Consider the following 18,925-nt stretch of genomic DNA (forward strand, 5'->3'; position numbering starts at 1 on the left):
ATGACAGCCGCCACACCCAACAATCCTTCCCCCCTTGGAAACGGAGTTCCCATGGATAATCAACACCCCCCAACCCGCCTGGTAGTGCCCATGCAGCGCGGGGCTTATCAAAACAACGGCGCTTCACCCTGGTTCTGCACCCTGAAACTTGGCACCCCTGCTCAACCGCTCAGGTTCGCGATTGACACGGGTACGAATATGAATTGGATTACCTCGACACTGTGCCCTGCCGACCAGTGCGTGCACTTTTCCGGTGGCCGTTTCGATTTCGCGGCGTCCAGCACCTTCGCCTTTACCGATTGCCTGCGACGCCCCTACAGCTTCGGACCCTGGGGCACGATGCAGGTCGAGGCCGCCAGCGACGTATTGGCCGTTCCCAGCGACGACCTCGTGGATATCCAGTTGTTCTTAACGGCCGCCTACGAGGGAGAGCAATTCAAACAGCTGGACTGGGACGGTGGTCTGGGCCTGCCGTGCAGCAGTGCCTACCTGGAAAACCGCAACTCGTTTGTACTTCAATCATTGATGCGTGAAGGTCAACTGGCCCCTACCTGTCCCTACGTGACGTTTGATTGGAACAGCCGGTCGCGCAACGGCACTTGCCAAATGGGCGCCGTCGATCCGTCAAAAACCCAAGGGCCCCATCTGTTTTTACCTTGGTCCGTCTATAACAAGTTGCCCGGAGTGGAATACATCTGGTCAACAGCGCTGGAATCCTATTCGGTCGGCTCGCACTTATTGGCGAGGGACATTCAATTCGCACTCGATTCCGGCTCTTCACAATTCAAGGGCGACGATTCACTTATGCGTCAAACATTGGCGCTTATTGCACAGGGGGAGCACCCAGATATCGTGCTCGGGTTCACCGATGGAGAAATAACCTTAGGCGCAGACCTTTATAACTGCCTGATCGAGGAAGGTCCGCAAAAAGGCCAAAGGCTGCCTCAGTTCGCACCGTTGGGCATGACTGACCTGGTGTTGGTCGGGTCGCTGGTGATGGAGCACTGCTACACCGTGTATGAGTATCAGGTGGTCAAATGTGATCGCGAGGTCTATTCGTTGGCGCCCGTAGGTGTTTGGTTGTTCAATCGGCCCGACGGCCCGCAGATCATTACGCGATCCTCTTCGAAACGCTTCGTACCTGGAGCGCGAGCGGTACTCAACCATAAAGTCACCCTCCCAGGCCCTATGGCTAAAACGACTTCGGTGGCGGGCATCTGGAAAAACGACTATGGATCAGTCATGAGCCTGGCGGTATCGGGACACAACATCCACGGGTCGTATCGTTCCTCGACCGGCTCGACGGGCGAGTACCGGATCACCGGATATTCAGCGGGGCCAGGCGCAACCCGTACCAAGAGTCAGCCAGTCGCATTAGCCATTGAATGGCACGATCTAGGTAATGAAAAGCCCGATCCCAGCTGGAACTGGACCTCGGGACTCAGTGGCCAATTGAGCGTCTCGCCCGAGGGTGATGTGCTGACCCTTTCCCACCTGTTGGTTGCCAGTGGCGATTTCCCTGAGCTTGCGAGCTGTGGTACCTATGTCGACAAGCTGATTTATCATCGCGCTGAACCGTCACTGCGTCATGCGCCGGTTGCCCCCTCAGAATGGCTGCCGGTTGAAAACGCCCTGGCAGGCAGATGGAACGCCGCTGATGGCACATCGTTGGTACTGAGTGTGCGCAGTGATAGCCAGCAGCGCTTTGGAAGCGTTCACGGCCACTTCACCAGCATCCACTCAAGCATAGCCACTGAAATTTCCGGCTTTACCGACATCCATGCGCTGGCCAGCAAACTCACCTTGCAGTCAGTCAGCATCACCGTCGCCACTACGCAAGACTCAGCAGTTTCCAGCCTGAGCGGGATTCTGGATTTGAAGAGCGACGCGTTGCATCTGCAGGTTTTGGCCAGTTCATCAATCGCTCCCGACCATGCGTACCTCGCCACCAAACTCTCAGCCATGCAGTTCACCCGCGCTACTTGACCAACCTTTTTTCTTTCGATGGCCTGTAGCCGAAATACGCGCTGTAACACTTGCTGAAATGACTCGGCGACACGAACCCGCACGCCACCAGCACGTCGACTTGCGACAGCTCGGTGTGCTGCAACAGGCGCCGCGCTTCGGTGACGCGCAATTCCATGTAATAGCGTTGCGGCGTGGTGCCCAGTTGTTCCTTGAACAGGCGCTCCAGCTGGCGGCGCGAGCGGCCGGCGTAGACGGCGAGCTGGTCGAGTTCCAGAGGTTCTTCGAGGTTGGCGTCCATCAATTTGACCACTTCGCGTAGCGGTGCGCTGACGCAGACGTTTTCGGTCGGTTTGATACGCCGATAGCGCGACTCTTCGAAGGCGAGGATGTCTTCGATGCCTTCGACCAGCGCCTTGCCGTGCAGGCTCTTGATCCAGTCCAGGGCCATATGGAAGGCGCCCGACGGGCTGGAAGCGGTCAGGCGATCACGGTCGATTACATAGGGCTCGCTGGTCACCTGCGCGGCCTTGGACACCTCCGCCAGTGCCGGGCGATGCTCCGGGTGGATGGCGCAGCGGTAGCCCTGCAACAACCCGGCGCGGCCGAGGAACCACGAGCCGTTCCACAAACCGGCAAGCCCGATGCCGTGTTCGGCGGCGGCGCGCAGGATCTGAATGAAGTCTTCACTGGCCTTGAGTTCGGTGCGAAATCCACCACAGATCACCAGCAGGTCCAACTCCGCCAGCACGGCCAGCTCCAGGCGCGCATCGGGGCGGATGACCAGCCCAAGGTCGCTGATGACCTCACGCTCGTCCCAACCGAACGTGCGCGTCGCGAACAGCTCGGGGCGCAGCAGGTTGGCGGTGACCAGGGTGTCGAGGGTTTGGGTGAAGGCAGGCAGGGAGAAGTGTTCGAGCAACAAAAAGCCGATGCGGGTGACCGCAGCCGGCTGCCGGGGGTTGTCATTGAGGTAGCGCAGGTTCTTGCCCTTCATGCCACCGCTGAACTGGCGTCTTTCCATCGAGGGTTGGCCCACTCTTCTTGTTGATGCAATGGGCGCTATCTTAGGGGCAAATGGGGTACCTGTCTCATTCCATGCCGCTGATCTTTAAAAACCGTGGGGCTTTTAAACCCCCCGGTTCAGCCGCTGCGGCGCAATCTGATACGGTTTTTTGCGCGCCATCTGCGTCTGTATCGAAAACCGCCCGAAGCGGACAATGGCGCCACCCCGACATTTCTGTCGCCCCCCTTCCCTTCGGAGGCCTTATGACCAAGATGGCTATTTTCCTGTTCGGTTTTCTGGTGCTGACCATCGGCATCGGCTTGCTGGCGACCATCTCGCCGGTCTAGTGCGCTGTCACCCGGCAACGAGCATCGGATACAACGACAGCACCAACAGACCCGCCATCGTCCAGTTGAACACCTTCAACCAGCGCGGTTCGCGCAATACGCTGCGCAAGCCGCTGCCGCAGCCGACCCACACGCACACACTGGGCAAGTTGACCACGGCAAACACCAGCGCGATCACCAGCACATTGGTCACATAACCCTCGGCCGGCGTGTAGGTAGTGATCGCGCCCAGCGCCATGATCCACGCCTTGGGGTTGACCCACTGGAAGGCCGCTGCGCCGAGAAAAGTCATCGGCTTGCCCTGTTCGTCCGTGCTGTCCGCCATACCGCCAGCGTTGGCGATCTTCCAGGCCAGGTACAGCAGATAAGCAGCACCGACATAGCGCAACAGCGTGTACGCCCAAGGGAACAGCTTGAACACTTCGCCCAGGCCCAACCCCACGCAAATCACCAGCACCATGAAGCCAATACTGATACCCAGTGCATGAGGCATCGAACGCCGAAAACCGAAATTCACGCCGGAGGCCAGCAACATGGTGTTGTTGGGGCCCGGCGTGATCGAGGAGACGAAGGCGAACAGCACAAAGGCTGACAGAAGGCTGGTGGACATGAACATGGCGCGGCATCCAAGCGGGTTGATGTCCTGCGACAGTAGAGGGGTGCGCAGTTTATCGCCCCATACAGCTGGTGTTGGATCGAGGAATACACTTTGATGACATGGGTTTCACAAAGCTTTCACAGACGCAGGCCTAAGGTTAACCCAGCTCCTACATGAACACCTTTTAGCCCGCTCCCCCATCGCGGGCTTTTCTTTGCCTACGAATAATGCGGTGGACACGGTGATAGAGAATCTGGACGGCCCCAGGACCGCGCAGCAGGAATTGTTCTACGACCTTGAAGATGCCAGCGCTGTCATCGGCTGGTCGGTGGTTGAGCTGACGGCCCTGGCAGCCGCCGACAACGCTTGTGATCAGGCGCCAATGCTTAAGAAGGTATGCGAGCTGTTAGCCGTCCAGCAGCAACGTATTGAAGCCTACGCGCAGGAAGTCAAAGCGCAGCGGATCAGCAGAGCCGAGGCGGCTGGTTGAGGGCAGCCGCCAGGCCGGGTTCAGAAACTTGCACTAGTTATCCGGATGTTCACTCGCCACCGAATCGGCCGCATCTACATCGGACATATCCTCCTCCAGAGGCGCCTCGTCGTCCGGCGGCAACGGAATGCCATCTTCGTCGCGCTTGGGATCGTGCCCGGTTTCGTTGTCCGTGCTGCGGGTCACTGCCTGCTGGGAAAGGTTTCCTGGGGCATTTTCATTGATGTGCATGCTGGCTCTCCGTTCAAAAACGCTCGGGATATCCGCGCTTGATATTCAGAGACGGCATGGCAGGCAGAGTGCCGGCTGTTAGACGAATGGTGGTCGGCTCAGCGTTTCCGGAGTCGGCGCAAACACGTCCTTAGTTGCATGCGACCTGCCTGAGCTGCTGGTAGGCCACCACCAGTTGCTCCAGGCTGAACGCCAGGTTTCGCCCACTGGGGTTGGGCAAGACCCACACGGCGGCATTGCCGAAAGTCCTGCTCTGCAGCCCCCACTCCACGTGGCGCTGCCCGGATAACGCCGCGTACGCCGCCTTGCCGAGAAACGCCACATAGCGCGGTGCATAACGAGCGATCTTCTGTTCGAAAGCCACGGCCGCTGCGATGAACTCCTGCCTGGACAATTGATCGGCCCGTGCCGTTGGCCGTTCGACCACGGCGGTCAGTCCGCACTGGTACTGAAGCAGGGTGCGATCACTTTGCGCAGGCACTTGCCCAGGCGTAAACCCGGCCAGATGCAGCGTGCGCCAGAAGCGATTGCCTCGGCCCGCAAAGTGATGCCCTTGAGCGGCAGCGGTCATGCCGGGGTTGATTCCGCAAAACACCACCGCCAACTGCTCGGCCAGTATGTCTTCTAGGCCTTCATTCACCGCAGATCACGCTTACCGCCTTGCGTACCAACTCGGTCAGCTCATTGCGGGGTTTACCCGCCCGTGCACGGATAGAGATGCTGTGCAGCAACGATGACGCCAGTACCGCCAGCGCTGCGGCGTCAACATCGCCTCTCAACTCTCCGGACTCAATGGCCGCTCGCAGGCGCACTTCCAGGTCGGCATCGAGGCGGCCGAGGCGGTCCGACAGCACCGCGCGAATTTCCGGGTCCTCGACCGCTTCGGTGGTCGCCGTGCCGATCGCGAAGCAGCCACGCGGCTGACCTTCGCCCGAAAAGTAGATCGACAACTGCCCCTCATAGAAACGCAGCAACGCCTCACGCAATGTCAGGCTGCTATCCGTCAGCGCCGCCTGCATCTCGGCGCCGGCAACGTCCCAATATTGCTCCAGCGCCCTGATGTACAGCGAATGCTTGCCACCGAAGGCCGCGTAAAGGCTCGGGCGATTCATGCCTGCCGCTGTGGCGATGCTGTCCAGAGACGCGCCGGAGTAGCCGGTACTCCAGAACACATCGAGCGCTTGTTGCAGCGCTGTCTGCGGGTCATATGCACGGGGTCGGCCGCGGCCTTTACCCTCTGTCGGTTTATTTTGTGCCATATCGTACAAAATCCTTGCAGGAAGGTGAATGTGGGGATATTTTTACACCATCGCACAAAAACAAGGAATCACAAATTCCTTGATCCATGTTTGTTCACGCGAAGCTCAAACCGGGTGTTGCAACGACGAAACAGAGGTGGCGGAGCAACCCTCCCAACCACCTGCGGGTTTGCTTTCCAACAGCAGTTATTCCTGTCGGTGCCAGGCGACGACGCCAGGCCCGGCTTCCCGGTTAAAGGTGCACTCGATCATGACTACGCAAATCGACCTCCCGGCTTCGCAGGCCTTTGAAACCCCATCGCCCATCAACACCTCCTTGAAGGAAAAGGTGCGGCCCTGGCTGATGGTCGGCGTGCCCGCGCTCTTCGCCGTCGTTGGCTACGCGTACTACGTGGCCGGCGTGCCTTTCATCACGACCAATAACGCCTACGCCCGGGTAGCCAAGGCCACGATCAACGCACGTATTTCCGGGCAGGTAGTGGAAATCATGGTTGACGACAATCAAAAGGTGGCCCAAGGCCAAGCGTTGTTTCGCATCGACCCCAAGCCGTTGCAGATCGCGATCGATCGTGCCGAAGCGCAACTGGGTGTCGCACGGCTGCGCATCGATGGCCTCAAGGCCAGCTATCGCCAGCAACAGGCGCAACTGCAGTCGGCGAAAGCGTCGGCGGGCTTCGACCGCAAGGAATTTGCCCGCAAGAAAGCGTTGGTGGCAACCGAGTTCGTGTCCCGTTCCCTTTATGAACGCTCGGAAACCGACCTCAAGGTGGCGCTGCAGCGCATCGCGTCCATCGAACAACAGATCGCCGCCACCGTTTCAGCGTTGAACGGCAACCCGAACATCGAAGCCGACACTCACCCCAGCGTCCGAGAGGCCAGGGCCATTCTGGACGAGGCGCAGCTCTACCTGTCGTATGCCACGGTTTACGCGCCGGCTGACGGTATCGTTGCCAAGGTCGATGACGTTCAGGTGGGCAACCACCTCGACAGCGGCGCGCCGGCCTTTGCGTTGATTGACGACCGCCAAACCTGGGTTGAGGCCAACTTCCGCGAAACCCAGCTGACGCACATGCGCCCCGGCCAGGAAGCGACCATCCGCATCGACACCTACCCGGACCGCGTGTTCAAGGCCCACGTCACCAGCATGAGCCCCGGCGCCGGTTCGGACTTCGCCCTGCTGCCGCCGGAAAATGCCACCGGCAACTGGGTGAAAGTGGTCCAGCGCGTCCCGGTTCGCCTTGAACTGGATGACGCAGACCCTGCCCTGCCGCTGTTTTCAGGCACCAGCGCTACGGTCACGGTGGATACCGGACATCGCACGCCATGGTGGCACCCGCTCAAATCGTTACTGTCGGCAGGTCACTTGCAATGAACGCCCATGCTCAGACAACCCCGCATGCAAGCAGTGCGCGCTCGCTCAGGTTGGCCGTTCTGCTCGCGACCTACATGCAGTCGGCGAACCTGCCGTTGCCGAACGCGGTACTGCGGTTGATTCAAGGCAGCCTGTCGATGACCGACGACCAGGCGGGCTGGATCTTCACCGCGTACCTGGCGGCGAGCGCGATCACCCTGCCGGTCGCGCAATGGCTTACCGCACGTTTTGGCTTGAAGCGGGTGTATCAAGCCGCGCTGGCCTTCTTTGTGCTCGGCTTGCTGCTGGCTACGGTTTCCAGCACTGCGCTGGCGTTCATCGGCGCACGAGTCATCCAGGGCCTGGCCAGTGGCGTGTTGGCGCCCCTGTCGATGGCAATTGCCATGGAGACGTTGGCCCCCGAAAAACGCCTGAAGTTCGGCGCAACCTGGACGGCCATCGTGCTGGTGGGCATCGTCAGCGGCCCGGCCATCGGTGGCTGGATTGCCGAGCATTACGACTGGCGCCCGATTTTCTACGTCAGCCTGCCGTTGTCGGCCTACATCTTCCTGGTCGTGGCATTGCTGCTGGCCGAGAAAAAAGCCACGAAGGCCCCGGCGTTCGACTTCTTTGGTTTTGGTACCTTCACCCTGGCATTGATCAGCCTGCAAATGCTGCTCGACCGTGGCGAGCGCATGGACTGGTTCGACTCGCCGGAAATCTGGGCCGAGGCGCTGGCCAGTGCGCTCGGCCTGTATGGGTTCCTGGCGCATGTATTGACCAGAAAGGCTCATTTCCTCAACAAGCGTCTACTGGGTGATCGCAATTTCGTGCTGTCGACGATCATTTTTTTCGCCGTGGGTTTTGTGCTGCTGTCGACCATGGCCCTGACGTCGCCGATGCTCAATGAGATTCTCGGCTACCCGCCCGACACCACCGGTGCGCTGACCCTGCCACGGGGCATCGCCCTGGTCGGCGGGTTCCTGTTGATGGGGCGTGTGCCTGAGCGCTTCGACCGTCGACTGTTCGTGGCGGCAGGCGCGGGAGCGGTGATTTATGCCAACTGGCTGATGCTCGGCTATTCGCCGTTGATGGACGGCTGGCCCGTTGCGGTAACCGGTGCGATACAGGGAATCGGCATCGGCATCCTGATGCCGGCGCTGACCAAGGTTGCGTTCAGCACCCTCGACCCCGCGTTGCGTGCCGAAGGCACCGGCCTGTTCAATCTGTCGCGGGTATACGGCAGCACTCTCGGCGTGGCGATCGTGCAGATTTTCTTCTTCAACACCACCCAGGCGATGCACTCGGCGCTGGCCAGCAACGTGACGGCCTATCGCGCTGCTGCCCATTTCGGCAGCGCGCCGCTGTCGCTGCAGGCGCTTGAAGGGCTCAACCACCTGATCACCCACCAGGCGGCGTTCATCGCTGTGGTCAACCAATTCAAGATCCTGATGGTGGCCATGCTGGTGGTGTGCCCGCTAATGCTCTTTCTTCGCAAACCTGCTGCGGCCAACTAGCTTCGTGGAGTGTGCCCAATGAAATCCATCCACCTGTTCCAACCGAAACTCGCGGCACTGTCGGCACTGGCTTTTCTCTCGGCCTGCAGCGTTGGCCCTGACTTCAAAGCACCTGAACCGAGCCCTTCGCAGCATTACGACCCGCAGGCCGAACAACGTCTGGGCGCTCAGCAACGCATTGCGCTCGGTCAAAAAGTCAGCGGGCAATGGTGGTCTGCCTTGCGCTCAGCCAAGCTGGACCAGGTAATGCGCCGTGCCATTGATGGCAACCTTGAACTGGTTGCTGCCGACGCAACCCTTCGCCAGGCGTCTCAAGCCGTGGCAGCGGCACAAGGTGCGCTGTACCCGCAAGCCGACTTCGGCGCCACGGCGGGTCGCCAGCGCGTGCACAACGCCCAGGCACCTTCGACCGCCAATATCTACGCGGTCGGGCCTAGGGTCGGTTTTGATCTGGATGTGTTCGGCGGCAATCAACGGCTGGTCGAACAGCGGCAAGCGTTTACCGAGCTGCAACGGCATCGTTTCGAAGCGGCGTACCTGACCCTGACCGGCGAAGTCGCCAGTCAGGCCTTGCGGGTGGCCTCGGCCAATGCGCAAATCCTGGCCGTGGAAAAACTGCTGGCCAATGACAGCAAAAACCTCGAACTGGTGCGCGCGGCCCGTCTCAACGGCAGTGCCACGCGAATCGACGTGTCGTTGGCCGAAACGCGTCTGGCCCAGGACCGCACCCTGCTGCCACCGCTGGCCCAGCAACGGCAGGCGGCCGGCCATGCGCTGTCGATCCTGGCCGGCAAGGGACCGGCTGACTGGATCGCGCCGGACTTCCATCTCGATGAATTCACCTTGCCATCAAACGTGCCGGTGAGCCTGCCCTCGGAAATGGCGCACAACCGCCCGGACGTACGCCAGGCCGAGGCCGGGCTGCACATTGCCAGCGCCGCTGTCGGCGTGGCCACCGCCAATTTGTATCCACGGGTGACGTTGTCCGCCTCGTTCGCCCAGGCGGCGTCAGGCAATGGCGCTGCTGCGCTCTGGGGTTTCGCGGCGGGCGTCGCCGGGCCGATCTTCAATGGCGGCAGCCTCAAGGCCGAGCAGCAGGCAGCGATTGAAGGCTACAACGCGGCGCTGGCCGGCTATCAGCAGACCGTCATCAGCTCGTTCGGCCAGGTCGCGGACACGCTGCAAGCGATCAACCATGACGCCGAAGAGTTGCGCGCCCAAGAAGAGGCCCTGCAAGCGGCGCAAACCAGCCTGGGGCTGAACCAGCAAGCCTACGCCCTGGGTGAAACCAGCATCCTCCAGGTATTGGAAGCCGAGCGCGCCTATCAACAGTCGTTGCTGGGCCATGTCCGCGCGAAGACCGCGCAGTACCTCGACATCGTGCAGCTGTTTGTCGCCCTCGGCGGCAACACCGTCGGCGTCGGTGAGCAACGGATTGCTCGCCACCAAGCCCCACAACGTGCCTATCAGTAGAGGCTGCGGCCTCGATATTGGAGTAATGACATGTCCTACGAAGCGTTTCACGATGAACTGCGCGCTACAACATTTGCGCTGAATCACGGCACGGGCAAAATGCCCGCCGTCGGTTTCGGCACCCTGTTCAAAGACCTCAGCGTCACCACCGAGGCGGTCACCCACGCGCTGGAAACCGGGTTCCGCCATTTTGATTGCGCCGAGCGGTATCGCAACGAAGAACGTGTAGGCGTTGCCTTCAAAGCCTTCATGGACACGGGCAAGGCGCGGCGCGAAGACCTGTTCATCACCACCAAGCTGTGGAACACCAACCACCGTCCCGAGCGCGTATTGCCTGCGTTCGAGGCCAGTTGCCGTCGGCTTCAGGTGGACTACATCGATTGCTATCTGATCCACACGCCCTTCGCATTCAAGGCAGGTGACGATCAGGACCCACGCGATGCGTTCGGTCATGTCCTCTACGACAACGACGTGAAGCTGATCGACACCTGGCGGGCGCTCGAGCAACTGGTGGATGAAGGCCGTTGCGGATCTATCGGCCTGTCCGATATCACGCTCCAAGCGCTGAAGGAGCTTGTCGCCCAGGCGCGGATCAAGCCTGCCGTGGTGCAGGTCGAATCCCACCCTTACCTGCCGGAATGGGAACTGCTGGAATTCTGCAAACAGCATGGAATCGTCGTCCTCGCCTTTGCCCCACTCGGGCATGGCATGGAGCCGAACGTGTTGGAAGACGAGGTGATTACCAGTATCGCCCGGCATTTGCATCGCACGCCGGCCCAAGTATTGCTGGCTTGGGCGGTACAGCGCGGCGCCGCGTTCCTGACCACCTCGGCGACACCGAGCCATATCCGCGAAAACTTCAACATCACCACCCTGCCCCATAGGGCCATGCAGGAAATTCGCGAAGAGATCACCACGCGCATACGCTTCAACTCGGTGGTCGAGACGGGGGTTCCGGGTTTCATCCCGCGCAAACACTAGTACGCGACAGGGACGGCGCTGGCCGTTCCTTTTTCCCTTGAGGTGATAATGATGGATGTTTTCCAGACCATGCGCTGTTTCCTGGCGGTCGCCCAAAGCGGCAGTTTTACTGCGGCGGCCCAGTTGCTGGACACCACCACGAACCACGTTTCCAAAGCGGTCACCCACCTCGAGGCCCGCCTGCAAACCCGCCTGATCAACCGCACGACCCGGCGCCTGGCGCTGACCGAGGCCGGCACACGTTACCTGCAACGCTGCGAGAAGATTCTGGACGAGCTGCGGGAGGCCGACGAGGAAGCCGGCACCGCACAGGTCACGCCCGTGGGCCGCTTGAAAATCCACGCCATGGCGGCCGTCGGCAATCACTACGTGATCGACGCCATCGCAAAATACCGAGAGACCTATCCCTCGGTACTGTTTGATTTGACGCTGAACAATCGGCTGCCGGATCTGCTGGAGGAAGGCTACGACATGTCGATCGTGCTGGCGCGGGACCTGCCGGATTCGGGCTTCGTTGCGCAGCGGCTGGGCACCACCTACAGCATCCTGTGCGCTTCGCCTGACTACCTGAACAAACGCGGAATGCCCGACACCCCGGGTTCGCTGGGTGAGCGTGATTGCTTGAGAATCGTCAACACGGTCATGCCGGCTGAACACTGGATTTTCGAAGGGCCTGAAGGCGAGGAAACCGTGACCACGCCGCTGTCGCCGTTCCACGTCAACACCGCCGATGCCATGACCGTCGCCATCACGCTTGGCATGGGCATTGGCATCCAGCCGATCGCGTCCGCCGTGGCCGGCCTCAAGGCAGGCACCCTGGTGCGGGTGCTGCCGAAATATCGTTTCGAAGAGTTGAACCTGTTTGCGATCTACCCTTCACGAAAATTCGTCGATGCCAAAATCAAAACCTGGGTGGCGTTCCTTCAAGACTACATGCCGGGATTGCTGGCGAACGATGACAAAATTGCGCGCTCGTCAGAACGGGCCTGAAGGCCGCGCATCCTCGGATGCGCGGCGGGATGTCGTCTTCACAACACAAACGTAGCCCCAAGCGTATTCACAAACAGCGCGTAGATCGAATGACTACTGGCCATGAACAGCCGATTCCCTTCACGCCCCCCAAAGCACACATTCGGGCAGCGCTCTGGCAGCGAAATGTGCCCGATGGGCTTGCCCTGCGGATTGAACACGCGCACGCCATCGAGTTTTTCCAGGTCAGCCTTGGGATCCCCATTGCCGCCCCAGCCGCACCACAGGTTGCCGGCTTCGTCGCATTTGATGCCGTCGATTGCGGCATAGTCCAGCCCCTCGATGTGCTTGCGGCGTTCGCCCAGCGTGCCGTCGTCCTTCACGGCAATCGCCCAGATCAGGCGATTGGGCTTGGCGCGACCTTCGACGACGTACAGGGTCTTTTCATCGGGAGAAAAGCACAGGCCGTTGGGACCATTGAGGTCGTCGATCACCCGCGTGACTGCTTGGCTCTCGCCATCAATGCGGTACACGGCGTGGGGCTGGGTCGGGGTGATTTTGTGCCCTTCGTAGTTGTTGCCGGTCTGGAATGGCGGGTCGGTGAACCAGATCGATCCGTCACTTTTGCAGACAATGTCGTTGGGCGAATTGAAGCGCTTGCCGTCGAAGCTGTCGGCCAGCACCGTGATCGCGCCATTGTATTCGGTGCGCGTAATGCGGCGGCCTTCGCTGGTGGTGGTCGAGCCTTCGCAGACGATCAGACGCCCCTGGCGATCCCGGCACATGCCGTTGGAGAAGTTCGAATGTTCGCGGTACACGGTGAACGTGTCGCTGATTTCGTCCCAGCGCATGATGCGATTATTCGGGATGTCGCTGACCAACAAATAGCGGCCATCACCGACCCACACCGGCCCTTCGGCCCAGCGCATACCGGTGGCGAGTTTTTCAACGCTGGCGTTGAATACGCGTAGCTCGAGAAAACTGTCGTCGAGGATGTGAACCAATGGATCAGGGTAACGCTGACTCAAGGGTTCCGCGGCTTCGGAGAATCGGCTCAGCGCAGTGCCGCCGACGGTGGCGAGCGTAGCGGAAACAGCGAGGGATTTTTTCAGGAAGCTGCGGCGGGTATTGCCCTTTGCTTGGGTAAGGGTTTCAGGCGTGGCGGACAGGGATGAGTCCATGAGTGGTCTCCGTCGTTTTATTTTTGTTGGAGACTTAGTAATACCTTGTGGTAGGACATCGTACAAGTGGTTGTTGCTTGAGCGCTGCCGTAGGCGGGTTTACCTTGAGCTTAACGCGCAAGCGTTATATATCCCGCCCTCGCTGCGGATGGAGGGACACGCCTGACGCAGTCACCGACCGCTGGCCTACCCGACTGGCCTCTTCTCACTCTCACACATTGGAAAGTGTATTAGGCACGTCAGTTGGTGGGAGACCGAAGACATAGAAATCATTGGCTGAATCGTGCCAGTAACCTCTGCGCGTCGATAGGTGGTCATCTTTCTACCGAAACGAGCCGAGCATAGTGTGCCGACGGGCAATGGCGAAAATTAGTAACTCAACCTTTGTACTATGACTATAGTGATAGCGGGTAGCAGCAACCAGAACCACTGCGCAAGCTATTGAAATTGAAGGGTTGCAGGCTGAATATGTGTTAGTTCCTGTAGGTTGTGAAATCTTTATTCATCCGGTGTGTTAAAAACAGCAACCCTTGGCTTAAAGAATTCTGGTTACCTGCCGCTATAGAGGCTGGTTCCGATAACGCTACTTGCAACGCCAATATCACAGCAATTCAATCGGCGCCTCCCTATAACGACACTGTCGAATTTGAAATCAAATAATCCGACATTTGTATAGGCACCCTAGCTAAAGATAGCTCTCGAGCTCTCTTCAGCGCATGGAGTATCACCATGGATATTTCGATCAAATCGTATCAAGCAAGTACACAGGCAAAAGCTTCTACACAAGAGAAGCTTTCTCCGTCCAACCCTGTAAATTTACCTTCAGGGGATGCCGCCCTCAAGACGACCGAGACCGTCACAATCTCCGATTCTGCACGGGCACTGTACGCATTAAGTAACGCTGATGACAAACAAGCCTTTATGTCCAATAGGGATTTAAAAGGACAATATGCAAAAGGTCAGAGCGATATGTACAATTTCGGGCAGCGGATTGCTGGTGGGAATCTTAATAATGAGGATCTACTTCCCAAAACAGACGACCCTGCCCGTTTGGCGTTAGGTCAGCAGTCACTGGATTACGCAGTTGGGCTGTCTAAGTTCCCCCCAGAAAAACTTCCAAACCCATTTGAAGGTATGGCCCGAAACGGGCTAAGCAATATTGTTTATGATGATTCAGGAACCTATACGGATGCAGAACGATATGCCGCTTATGGGGAGCTTAGTAAGCAGGATGAAACATATTTTTCCAAGTTGTACGCCAATATAACGAACGGCGGTGACAACAGTGAAATCTTCAAAGGCATCATGGACTATTTCGATGATCTTCCAGGGGTCGAGAAAGCGGCATACCCTGATGGCTTTAGGGACAGTATAAAAAGTCTTTACCAAGAGCAGTTAGGACAATCGGGGCCGCTCGCCCTGCTCAGGCAATCGACTGAAAACGACTCTGATAAATTGTCCCCGAGCTTCTTCAACAAGGAACAATCACCGGAGCAGATGTTACAAGCCGTCTTAGAAAAAGCGATTGCTCTTTCGACGGTCTGACCAGTCCAAAGCAACCAATGTGTCGCTGCACGGATCAATGACGGAGCGTTTTTACACACTCTGGGTCGAAAGCCGTCTTTCGTGAATGTTGGCTAATGGCCGCTTTTGGCCGAAAGCTATCCTTCGCCACACACCTCTCGATCACCGCCCCCTCAGTTCGTGACGGTGACCGTCGCAATCGTTAGCCCTTCTCCTGCCCAGCACTACCTTTCAGCGGATAGATAACCAAATTCCACCCAATAAAAAACCCCGTAGACGTTAATCTACGGGGTTTCCAAGAGTGGAGGCCGAGGTCGGAATCGAACCGGCGTAGGCGGATTTGCAATCCGCTGCATAACCATTTTGCTACTCGGCCTCAAACGATCAATGCCTGTGTTGCCGGCACTCATCGCATACAAACTTGAGTGGGCTCTGTGAAGCGCGCCTCTACTCTAACTCATTGAATACATTGAAGTTTTTAATGCTTCATTGCGTTCGATGGGCGCCATTATGTACTCATTTGCTTTTGCCTGCAACCCCTTGATTTCAAAAATATTTCGCATTGGCATCAAGGGGTTGCGTGCCTGCCCTACTCCTGGATGCGTTGCTCCTGGTAGTGCGGGTCGGCTTTGATTTGGGCGTCGGTGAATGGCAGTGGGCGCAGGGTTTTCTCGGAGAATGCCTGGGTCTGGTCCTTGGAATAGTTTGATTCGGGATTGCTGGACTCGGAGAACGCCAGTACGCCTACCGCCTGGGGGCCTTTGTCATCGAAGGTGACGATTTGCAAATAGCTGGTGCCGCTGACGACTTCGCGTTTACCGTCGGCGCGGGGCACGGTTTGCATGGCGTTGTAGATGCCCAGTTCTTGCGGGCCACCGTGGATCGGGGTTTCGCCGGAGACTTGGATGTCACCCCAACGGCTCAGGCCGAGTTTGCCGACTGCGGTGCTTGAGGCCAGCATGGCTTCGCGCAGGGCTTTGGCCACGGGTGCGCGGTCAATGGCCAGGCCGCTCGGGGTGGTCAGCGGGTGCGCCGGGTCAAAGGCCACGCGCCAGGCATCGGGTATTTGCTGCAGGTGTTCCACCAGGTTGATGAAGTGCACCAGGCCCAGGCCGCTGTCGAGGTTGGCGCGTTGGTCCCAGGTTTTCAGGCTGGTGCACAGCGGCTGGAGCGCGGCAGCATCGTTGCCCAGGTGTTTGGCGCAGAACTGCAGCAGGTCGGGCATGACTTGCCCGGCGAGGTACACCTCGTTGTCCATGACCATGTTTTGCAGGGCGCTGACGGTGATGGGTTGTTTCTCCAGGGATTGCAGGCGTTGCAGGGCGAATCGGGCGCGGGGGCCGAGGCCGATGTTGTCCTGGCTGATCACCGGGGAGAAGCCGGTAAGCGGCGCCTTGGGGTTGGCCATCCACGCGGAATCGTTGGAATGCTGCACATAGTCCGTGCGTTGCAGTTGCGGCAATTGGCCGGCGGCGAAGATCCCGGCCTGAGCGGCCCGTGGGTCAATGTCCCAGGCGCAGGCGCTGCGGCTGCCGTCGAGCATGATCATTTGCAGGCCGGCGCGCGGGTCGCTGCATTGCGCCAGTTTGGCCGCGCTGACGTTGGGCACCACCGACAGGTTCATGTACAGGCTCTGGCCCTGATCATCGGCGGCCAGGGTGTTGACCCAGGGGATGCCTTGCAGGGTGTGCACCGAAGTTTGCAGTTCCGCGAGGCTACCGGCGCGGTTCATGGCGTACCACTGTTGCAGCACGCGGTCGTTGCCGAGGTTGGCGTCGCGCAGGCTGAAGGCGTAATGGTTGTCCCAATCCAGCTTGCCGGGCCACTGCACCACCGGGCCGAACTGCGAGCTGTAGACCGTATGGGTGACGTCCTTGACGCTGCCATCGGCCTGCTTGACCTGTAGCGTCAGCGTGGTTTTATCCAGGGGCACGGACTTGCCATCGAGCAGGTAGCGGGTGGAGTCCTTGGGGTCGAGCGTCAGGCGATACAGGGTGAAATGCTTGGAGGTGTCCACCGTATGGGTCCACGCCACATGCTGGTTGAAGCCGATGTTCACCACCGGCAACCCAGGCAGCGCTGCGCCCATCACATCCAGTTGGCCGGGGATCGTCAGGTGCATCTCGTAAAAACGCATGCCGCCCACCCAGGGGAAATGCGGGTTGGCCAGTAACATGCCACGCCCATTGAAGGAGCGATCGCGGCCCACCGCCACGGCGTTACTGCCCCGGTCGAGGGTGAAGCGCTGTTGATTGGCAGCGGCCACTTCGAATGCCTTGGCCTCGGGCTGCACGGCGGCGGTGGCCTGGGGTGGCGTCGCGCCCACCAAGGCTTCGGCGAATTGGCCGACACCGCCTTCTACCAGCAGCCTACGGGTCAACTTGATCAGGTCTTCCTTGACCAGCGGACGCACCCACGCCGCCTGACACTGCGCCGGCGCGCCCTGCTCTTTCAGATAACGGTTGTAGCCGGCCACATAGCCTTCGATACGCTGGCGGATCTGCGGCGTTTGCGCCTTCCAGAACGCCTCCACCGCATCGGGTGTGTTGAGCCAGGTAAAGAACACATCGCTGGCCAGGTTGTTGCGTTCCTCCAGGGTTGCCTGCTCGGGGCCGAAGAACCGCGCGCGCTGGCCATTCACCGTGACCACTTCATTGGCCAGCAGGCACAGGTTGTCCTGGGCATACGCGTAGCCGATGCCGAACCCCAGGCCGCGCTCATCATCGGCGCGGATATGCGGCACGCCATAGGTGGTACGCCGAATCTCTGTGGACGCCTGCGCCACCGGCTCCCGCGCCGATGCTGCCAGGCTCATTCCCAGCAACAGCCCTGCCACGCATACCCTGGACAACCCGTTGAAAATAATCACGCCGACTCCACAGTCAAATTGAACACCCTCGGTAGGGACAACTCCCCCACCGTAAGGACGCAGCCAACCGAAAATAATTTACTGGCGTGGGCGGTTTATTCCAGGCGGTCGCACTGTGACAAACCCGATACCGACAAAATTTCTACATCCTGCACTTCATGATTTTGCGCGTTCGTTCGTCTTATTCAATAAGAGCACCATCATTTTCCTGATCAGGCTCTGATAAGGAGTTTTGCATGTACAACCCGCAAGTGCCCACGGATGGACATTCATCGACCGCCGAGGCCAATGTCGGCAACACCCCCCTAGGGTTCGGCAAAACGCCCGAACAGCAGGGCAACCAGCGTATTCGCCATTTGCTCAAATGCTTCGGTCTGCGCACCAGCCTGATCCGGCTGAAGGTCATCGACGCCCTGCTCACCGCTGCCGGCAACCAGCGCACCCTCGGCGTGCGCGGTGTGCACAGCCATTTGCTGGAGCTGGGCATCCCGTTGTCATTTCTCAGTGTGCGCGAGGTGCTCAAGCGCCTGTGCAGCGAGGGCGTGATCACCCTCAATGCCGACAAGAGCTACAGCCTCCACGAAGAGGCCGCCAAAGTGCTCGAGGGACGCGCCTGAACCACGCGCGCATCAGAAGTGTGGCTTGACCTTGCGACGCATGATGCCGTTGATCACGACCACCACCACGGCAATCGCAATGGCCAGGTACTGGAAGGTTTTCTCGCTGATAGCGCCAATGTTCTGCAGGTAGGACAGGCCGAACATCGAGGCCAGCACGGCCAGGGCAATCAGAATCGAGTATTTCAAGCGTTGTTTCTGGGTCATGACGAGTTCCTGAACCTTAAAGAATGTATCCAGTGTGTATCGCCGCAGATGCCAAGCACATACCCGAAAACGGGGATGGACGCTGGGCGGCAAGGTCTCATGTTACAGGCGATGAAAAGCTTTGGCTCGTTCCGCGCCCGATTGACCTTGTGAGCCCCTGGAGGATTGCCCCAATGCTGCGTCGAATCACCCTGCTGATTCCCTTGCTGATCATGTTGACCCTGAGCGGCTGCTTCTTTTTCCCACGAGGTGGCGGCGGCTGGCATGACCATCGCTACGGCGGTGGCCCAGGCTACGAGCACCGCTGAATGAACGAGCGTCTCGCTGCCGGCGAGACGCT

At 59.3% G+C, this 18,925-nt stretch carries 19 protein-coding genes and 1 tRNA gene; 11 read left to right on the top strand and 9 right to left on the bottom strand.

What is annotated here, in order from left to right; genetic code table 11:
* The first annotated feature begins 51 nt into the window (after positions 1-51).
* The gene (locus tag C4J84_RS13430) at positions 52-1,986 is read left to right on the top strand and encodes an avidin/streptavidin family protein (protein ID WP_124370830.1); all 1,935 of its coding nucleotides are present in this window, start codon (positions 52-54) and stop codon (positions 1,984-1,986) included.
* Here C4J84_RS13430 and C4J84_RS13435 read toward each other — a convergent pair.
* Complete coding sequence (locus C4J84_RS13435; protein WP_124368974.1) at positions 1,979-2,962, bottom strand: GlxA family transcriptional regulator; 984 nt, start codon at positions 2,960-2,962, stop codon at positions 1,979-1,981. The genes C4J84_RS13430 and C4J84_RS13435 overlap by 8 nt on opposite strands.
* A gap of 101 nt (positions 2,963-3,063) precedes the next feature.
* On the opposite strand from C4J84_RS13435, the gene C4J84_RS13440 reads away from it, so the two are divergent.
* Complete coding sequence (locus C4J84_RS13440) at positions 3,064-3,318, top strand: hypothetical protein (RefSeq protein ID WP_124370831.1); 255 nt, start codon at positions 3,064-3,066, stop codon at positions 3,316-3,318.
* Between the two features lie 7 nt (positions 3,319-3,325).
* Here C4J84_RS13440 and C4J84_RS13445 read toward each other — a convergent pair whose 3' ends face one another.
* Positions 3,326-3,934, bottom strand: a complete 609-nt coding sequence (locus C4J84_RS13445; RefSeq protein ID WP_124370832.1) for a LysE family translocator — start codon at positions 3,932-3,934, stop codon at positions 3,326-3,328.
* A 214-nt stretch (positions 3,935-4,148) separates the two neighbouring features.
* On the opposite strand from C4J84_RS13445, the gene C4J84_RS13450 reads away from it, so the two are divergent.
* Positions 4,149-4,406, top strand: a complete 258-nt coding sequence (locus C4J84_RS13450) for a hypothetical protein (RefSeq protein ID WP_124370833.1) — start codon at positions 4,149-4,151, stop codon at positions 4,404-4,406.
* Positions 4,407-4,439: 33 nt separating this feature from the next.
* Here C4J84_RS13450 and C4J84_RS13455 read toward each other — a convergent pair whose 3' ends face one another.
* The 3 genes from C4J84_RS13455 to C4J84_RS13465 form a co-directional block, all read right to left on the bottom strand.
* Positions 4,440-4,637: a hypothetical protein gene (locus C4J84_RS13455; protein WP_124363016.1), complete on the bottom strand. Its 198-nt coding sequence runs from the start codon at positions 4,635-4,637 to the stop codon at positions 4,440-4,442.
* 130 nt (positions 4,638-4,767) lie between these two features.
* Complete coding sequence (gene mug, locus C4J84_RS13460; RefSeq protein WP_124370834.1) at positions 4,768-5,277, bottom strand: G/U mismatch-specific DNA glycosylase; 510 nt, start codon at positions 5,275-5,277, stop codon at positions 4,768-4,770.
* Positions 5,270-5,896: a TetR/AcrR family transcriptional regulator gene (locus C4J84_RS13465; protein WP_124370835.1), complete on the bottom strand. Its 627-nt coding sequence runs from the start codon at positions 5,894-5,896 to the stop codon at positions 5,270-5,272. Before C4J84_RS13465 ends, mug begins: the two co-directional genes overlap by 8 nt.
* Before the next feature lie 250 nt (positions 5,897-6,146).
* On the opposite strand from C4J84_RS13465, the gene C4J84_RS13470 reads away from it, so the two are divergent.
* The 5 genes from C4J84_RS13470 to C4J84_RS13490 are packed head-to-tail and all read left to right on the top strand — an operon-like array spanning position 6,147 to position 12,208.
* On the top strand, positions 6,147-7,268 hold the full coding sequence (locus C4J84_RS13470) for an HlyD family secretion protein (RefSeq protein WP_124367181.1): 1,122 nt from the start codon (positions 6,147-6,149) through the stop codon (positions 7,266-7,268).
* Complete coding sequence (locus tag C4J84_RS13475; RefSeq protein WP_124370836.1) at positions 7,265-8,764, top strand: DHA2 family efflux MFS transporter permease subunit; 1,500 nt, start codon at positions 7,265-7,267, stop codon at positions 8,762-8,764. The genes C4J84_RS13470 and C4J84_RS13475 overlap by 4 nt, the downstream gene beginning before the upstream one ends.
* Positions 8,765-8,782: 18 nt before the next feature.
* The gene (locus tag C4J84_RS13480) at positions 8,783-10,237 is read left to right on the top strand and encodes an efflux transporter outer membrane subunit (protein WP_124367183.1); all 1,455 of its coding nucleotides are present in this window, start codon (positions 8,783-8,785) and stop codon (positions 10,235-10,237) included.
* Between the two features lie 30 nt (positions 10,238-10,267).
* Positions 10,268-11,218, top strand: coding sequence for an aldo/keto reductase (locus tag C4J84_RS13485; RefSeq protein ID WP_124367184.1), 951 nt, complete (start codon positions 10,268-10,270; stop codon positions 11,216-11,218).
* A gap of 51 nt (positions 11,219-11,269) precedes the next feature.
* The gene (locus tag C4J84_RS13490) at positions 11,270-12,208 is read left to right on the top strand and encodes a LysR family transcriptional regulator (RefSeq protein WP_124435531.1); all 939 of its coding nucleotides are present in this window, start codon (positions 11,270-11,272) and stop codon (positions 12,206-12,208) included.
* Positions 12,209-12,246: 38 nt separating this feature from the next.
* On the opposite strand, the gene C4J84_RS13495 is transcribed toward C4J84_RS13490, so the two are convergent.
* Positions 12,247-13,368 (bottom strand): SMP-30/gluconolactonase/LRE family protein, encoded by a 1,122-nt coding sequence (locus C4J84_RS13495; protein WP_124435532.1) that lies wholly within the window; start codon positions 13,366-13,368, stop codon positions 12,247-12,249.
* A 729-nt stretch (positions 13,369-14,097) separates the two neighbouring features.
* On the opposite strand from C4J84_RS13495, the gene C4J84_RS13500 reads away from it, so the two are divergent.
* Positions 14,098-14,913: a hypothetical protein gene (locus tag C4J84_RS13500; RefSeq protein WP_124435533.1), complete on the top strand. Its 816-nt coding sequence runs from the start codon at positions 14,098-14,100 to the stop codon at positions 14,911-14,913.
* Positions 14,914-15,194: 281 nt separating this feature from the next.
* Here C4J84_RS13500 and C4J84_RS13505 read toward each other — a convergent pair.
* Positions 15,195-15,268, bottom strand: a tRNA-Cys gene (locus C4J84_RS13505).
* Positions 15,269-15,481: 213 nt separating this feature from the next.
* Positions 15,482-17,761, bottom strand: coding sequence for an acylase (locus C4J84_RS13510; RefSeq protein WP_124435534.1), 2,280 nt, complete (start codon positions 17,759-17,761; stop codon positions 15,482-15,484).
* A gap of 236 nt (positions 17,762-17,997) precedes the next feature.
* On the opposite strand from C4J84_RS13510, the gene C4J84_RS13515 reads away from it, so the two are divergent.
* Positions 17,998-18,378 (top strand): fe2+ zn2+ uptake regulation protein, encoded by a 381-nt coding sequence (locus C4J84_RS13515; protein ID WP_124363022.1) that lies wholly within the window; start codon positions 17,998-18,000, stop codon positions 18,376-18,378.
* Positions 18,379-18,390: 12 nt separating this feature from the next.
* Here the strand turns inward: C4J84_RS13515 and C4J84_RS13520 are convergent, their stop codons facing one another.
* Positions 18,391-18,585, bottom strand: coding sequence for a hypothetical protein (locus C4J84_RS13520; protein ID WP_124363023.1), 195 nt, complete (start codon positions 18,583-18,585; stop codon positions 18,391-18,393).
* 173 nt (positions 18,586-18,758) lie between these two features.
* On the opposite strand from C4J84_RS13520, the gene C4J84_RS26445 reads away from it, so the two are divergent.
* A complete protein-coding gene (locus C4J84_RS26445) occupies positions 18,759-18,893 on the top strand; it encodes a hypothetical protein (protein ID WP_256657411.1) in 135 nt (44 codons plus the stop codon).
* The last annotated feature ends 32 nt before the right edge of the window (positions 18,894-18,925 follow it).

Origin of the sequence: Pseudomonas sp. R11-23-07, assembly GCF_003852295.1 — a bacterium.
Lineage (GTDB): Bacteria > Pseudomonadota > Gammaproteobacteria > Pseudomonadales > Pseudomonadaceae > Aquipseudomonas.

Coding starts and splice junctions, on each gene's coding strand:
- C4J84_RS13465 (WP_124370835.1), bottom strand. CDS start 5,896: ATGGCACAAAATAAACCGACAGAGGGTAAAGGCCGCGGCCGACCCCGT.
- C4J84_RS13485 (WP_124367184.1), top strand. CDS start 10,268: ATGTCCTACGAAGCGTTTCACGATGAACTGCGCGCTACAACATTTGCG.
- C4J84_RS13445 (WP_124370832.1), bottom strand. CDS start 3,934: ATGTTCATGTCCACCAGCCTTCTGTCAGCCTTTGTGCTGTTCGCCTTC.
- C4J84_RS13440 (WP_124370831.1), top strand. CDS start 3,064: ATGCCGCTGATCTTTAAAAACCGTGGGGCTTTTAAACCCCCCGGTTCA.
- C4J84_RS13435 (WP_124368974.1), bottom strand. CDS start 2,962: ATGAAGGGCAAGAACCTGCGCTACCTCAATGACAACCCCCGGCAGCCG.
- C4J84_RS13470 (WP_124367181.1), top strand. CDS start 6,147: ATGACTACGCAAATCGACCTCCCGGCTTCGCAGGCCTTTGAAACCCCA.
- C4J84_RS13495 (WP_124435532.1), bottom strand. CDS start 13,368: ATGGACTCATCCCTGTCCGCCACGCCTGAAACCCTTACCCAAGCAAAG.
- C4J84_RS26445 (WP_256657411.1), top strand. CDS start 18,759: ATGCTGCGTCGAATCACCCTGCTGATTCCCTTGCTGATCATGTTGACC.
- C4J84_RS13500 (WP_124435533.1), top strand. CDS start 14,098: ATGGATATTTCGATCAAATCGTATCAAGCAAGTACACAGGCAAAAGCT.
- C4J84_RS13515 (WP_124363022.1), top strand. CDS start 17,998: ATGTACAACCCGCAAGTGCCCACGGATGGACATTCATCGACCGCCGAG.
- C4J84_RS13490 (WP_124435531.1), top strand. CDS start 11,270: ATGGATGTTTTCCAGACCATGCGCTGTTTCCTGGCGGTCGCCCAAAGC.
- C4J84_RS13475 (WP_124370836.1), top strand. CDS start 7,265: ATGAACGCCCATGCTCAGACAACCCCGCATGCAAGCAGTGCGCGCTCG.
- C4J84_RS13520 (WP_124363023.1), bottom strand. CDS start 18,585: ATGACCCAGAAACAACGCTTGAAATACTCGATTCTGATTGCCCTGGCC.
- C4J84_RS13480 (WP_124367183.1), top strand. CDS start 8,783: ATGAAATCCATCCACCTGTTCCAACCGAAACTCGCGGCACTGTCGGCA.
- C4J84_RS13430 (WP_124370830.1), top strand. CDS start 52: ATGGATAATCAACACCCCCCAACCCGCCTGGTAGTGCCCATGCAGCGC.
- C4J84_RS13455 (WP_124363016.1), bottom strand. CDS start 4,637: ATGCACATCAATGAAAATGCCCCAGGAAACCTTTCCCAGCAGGCAGTG.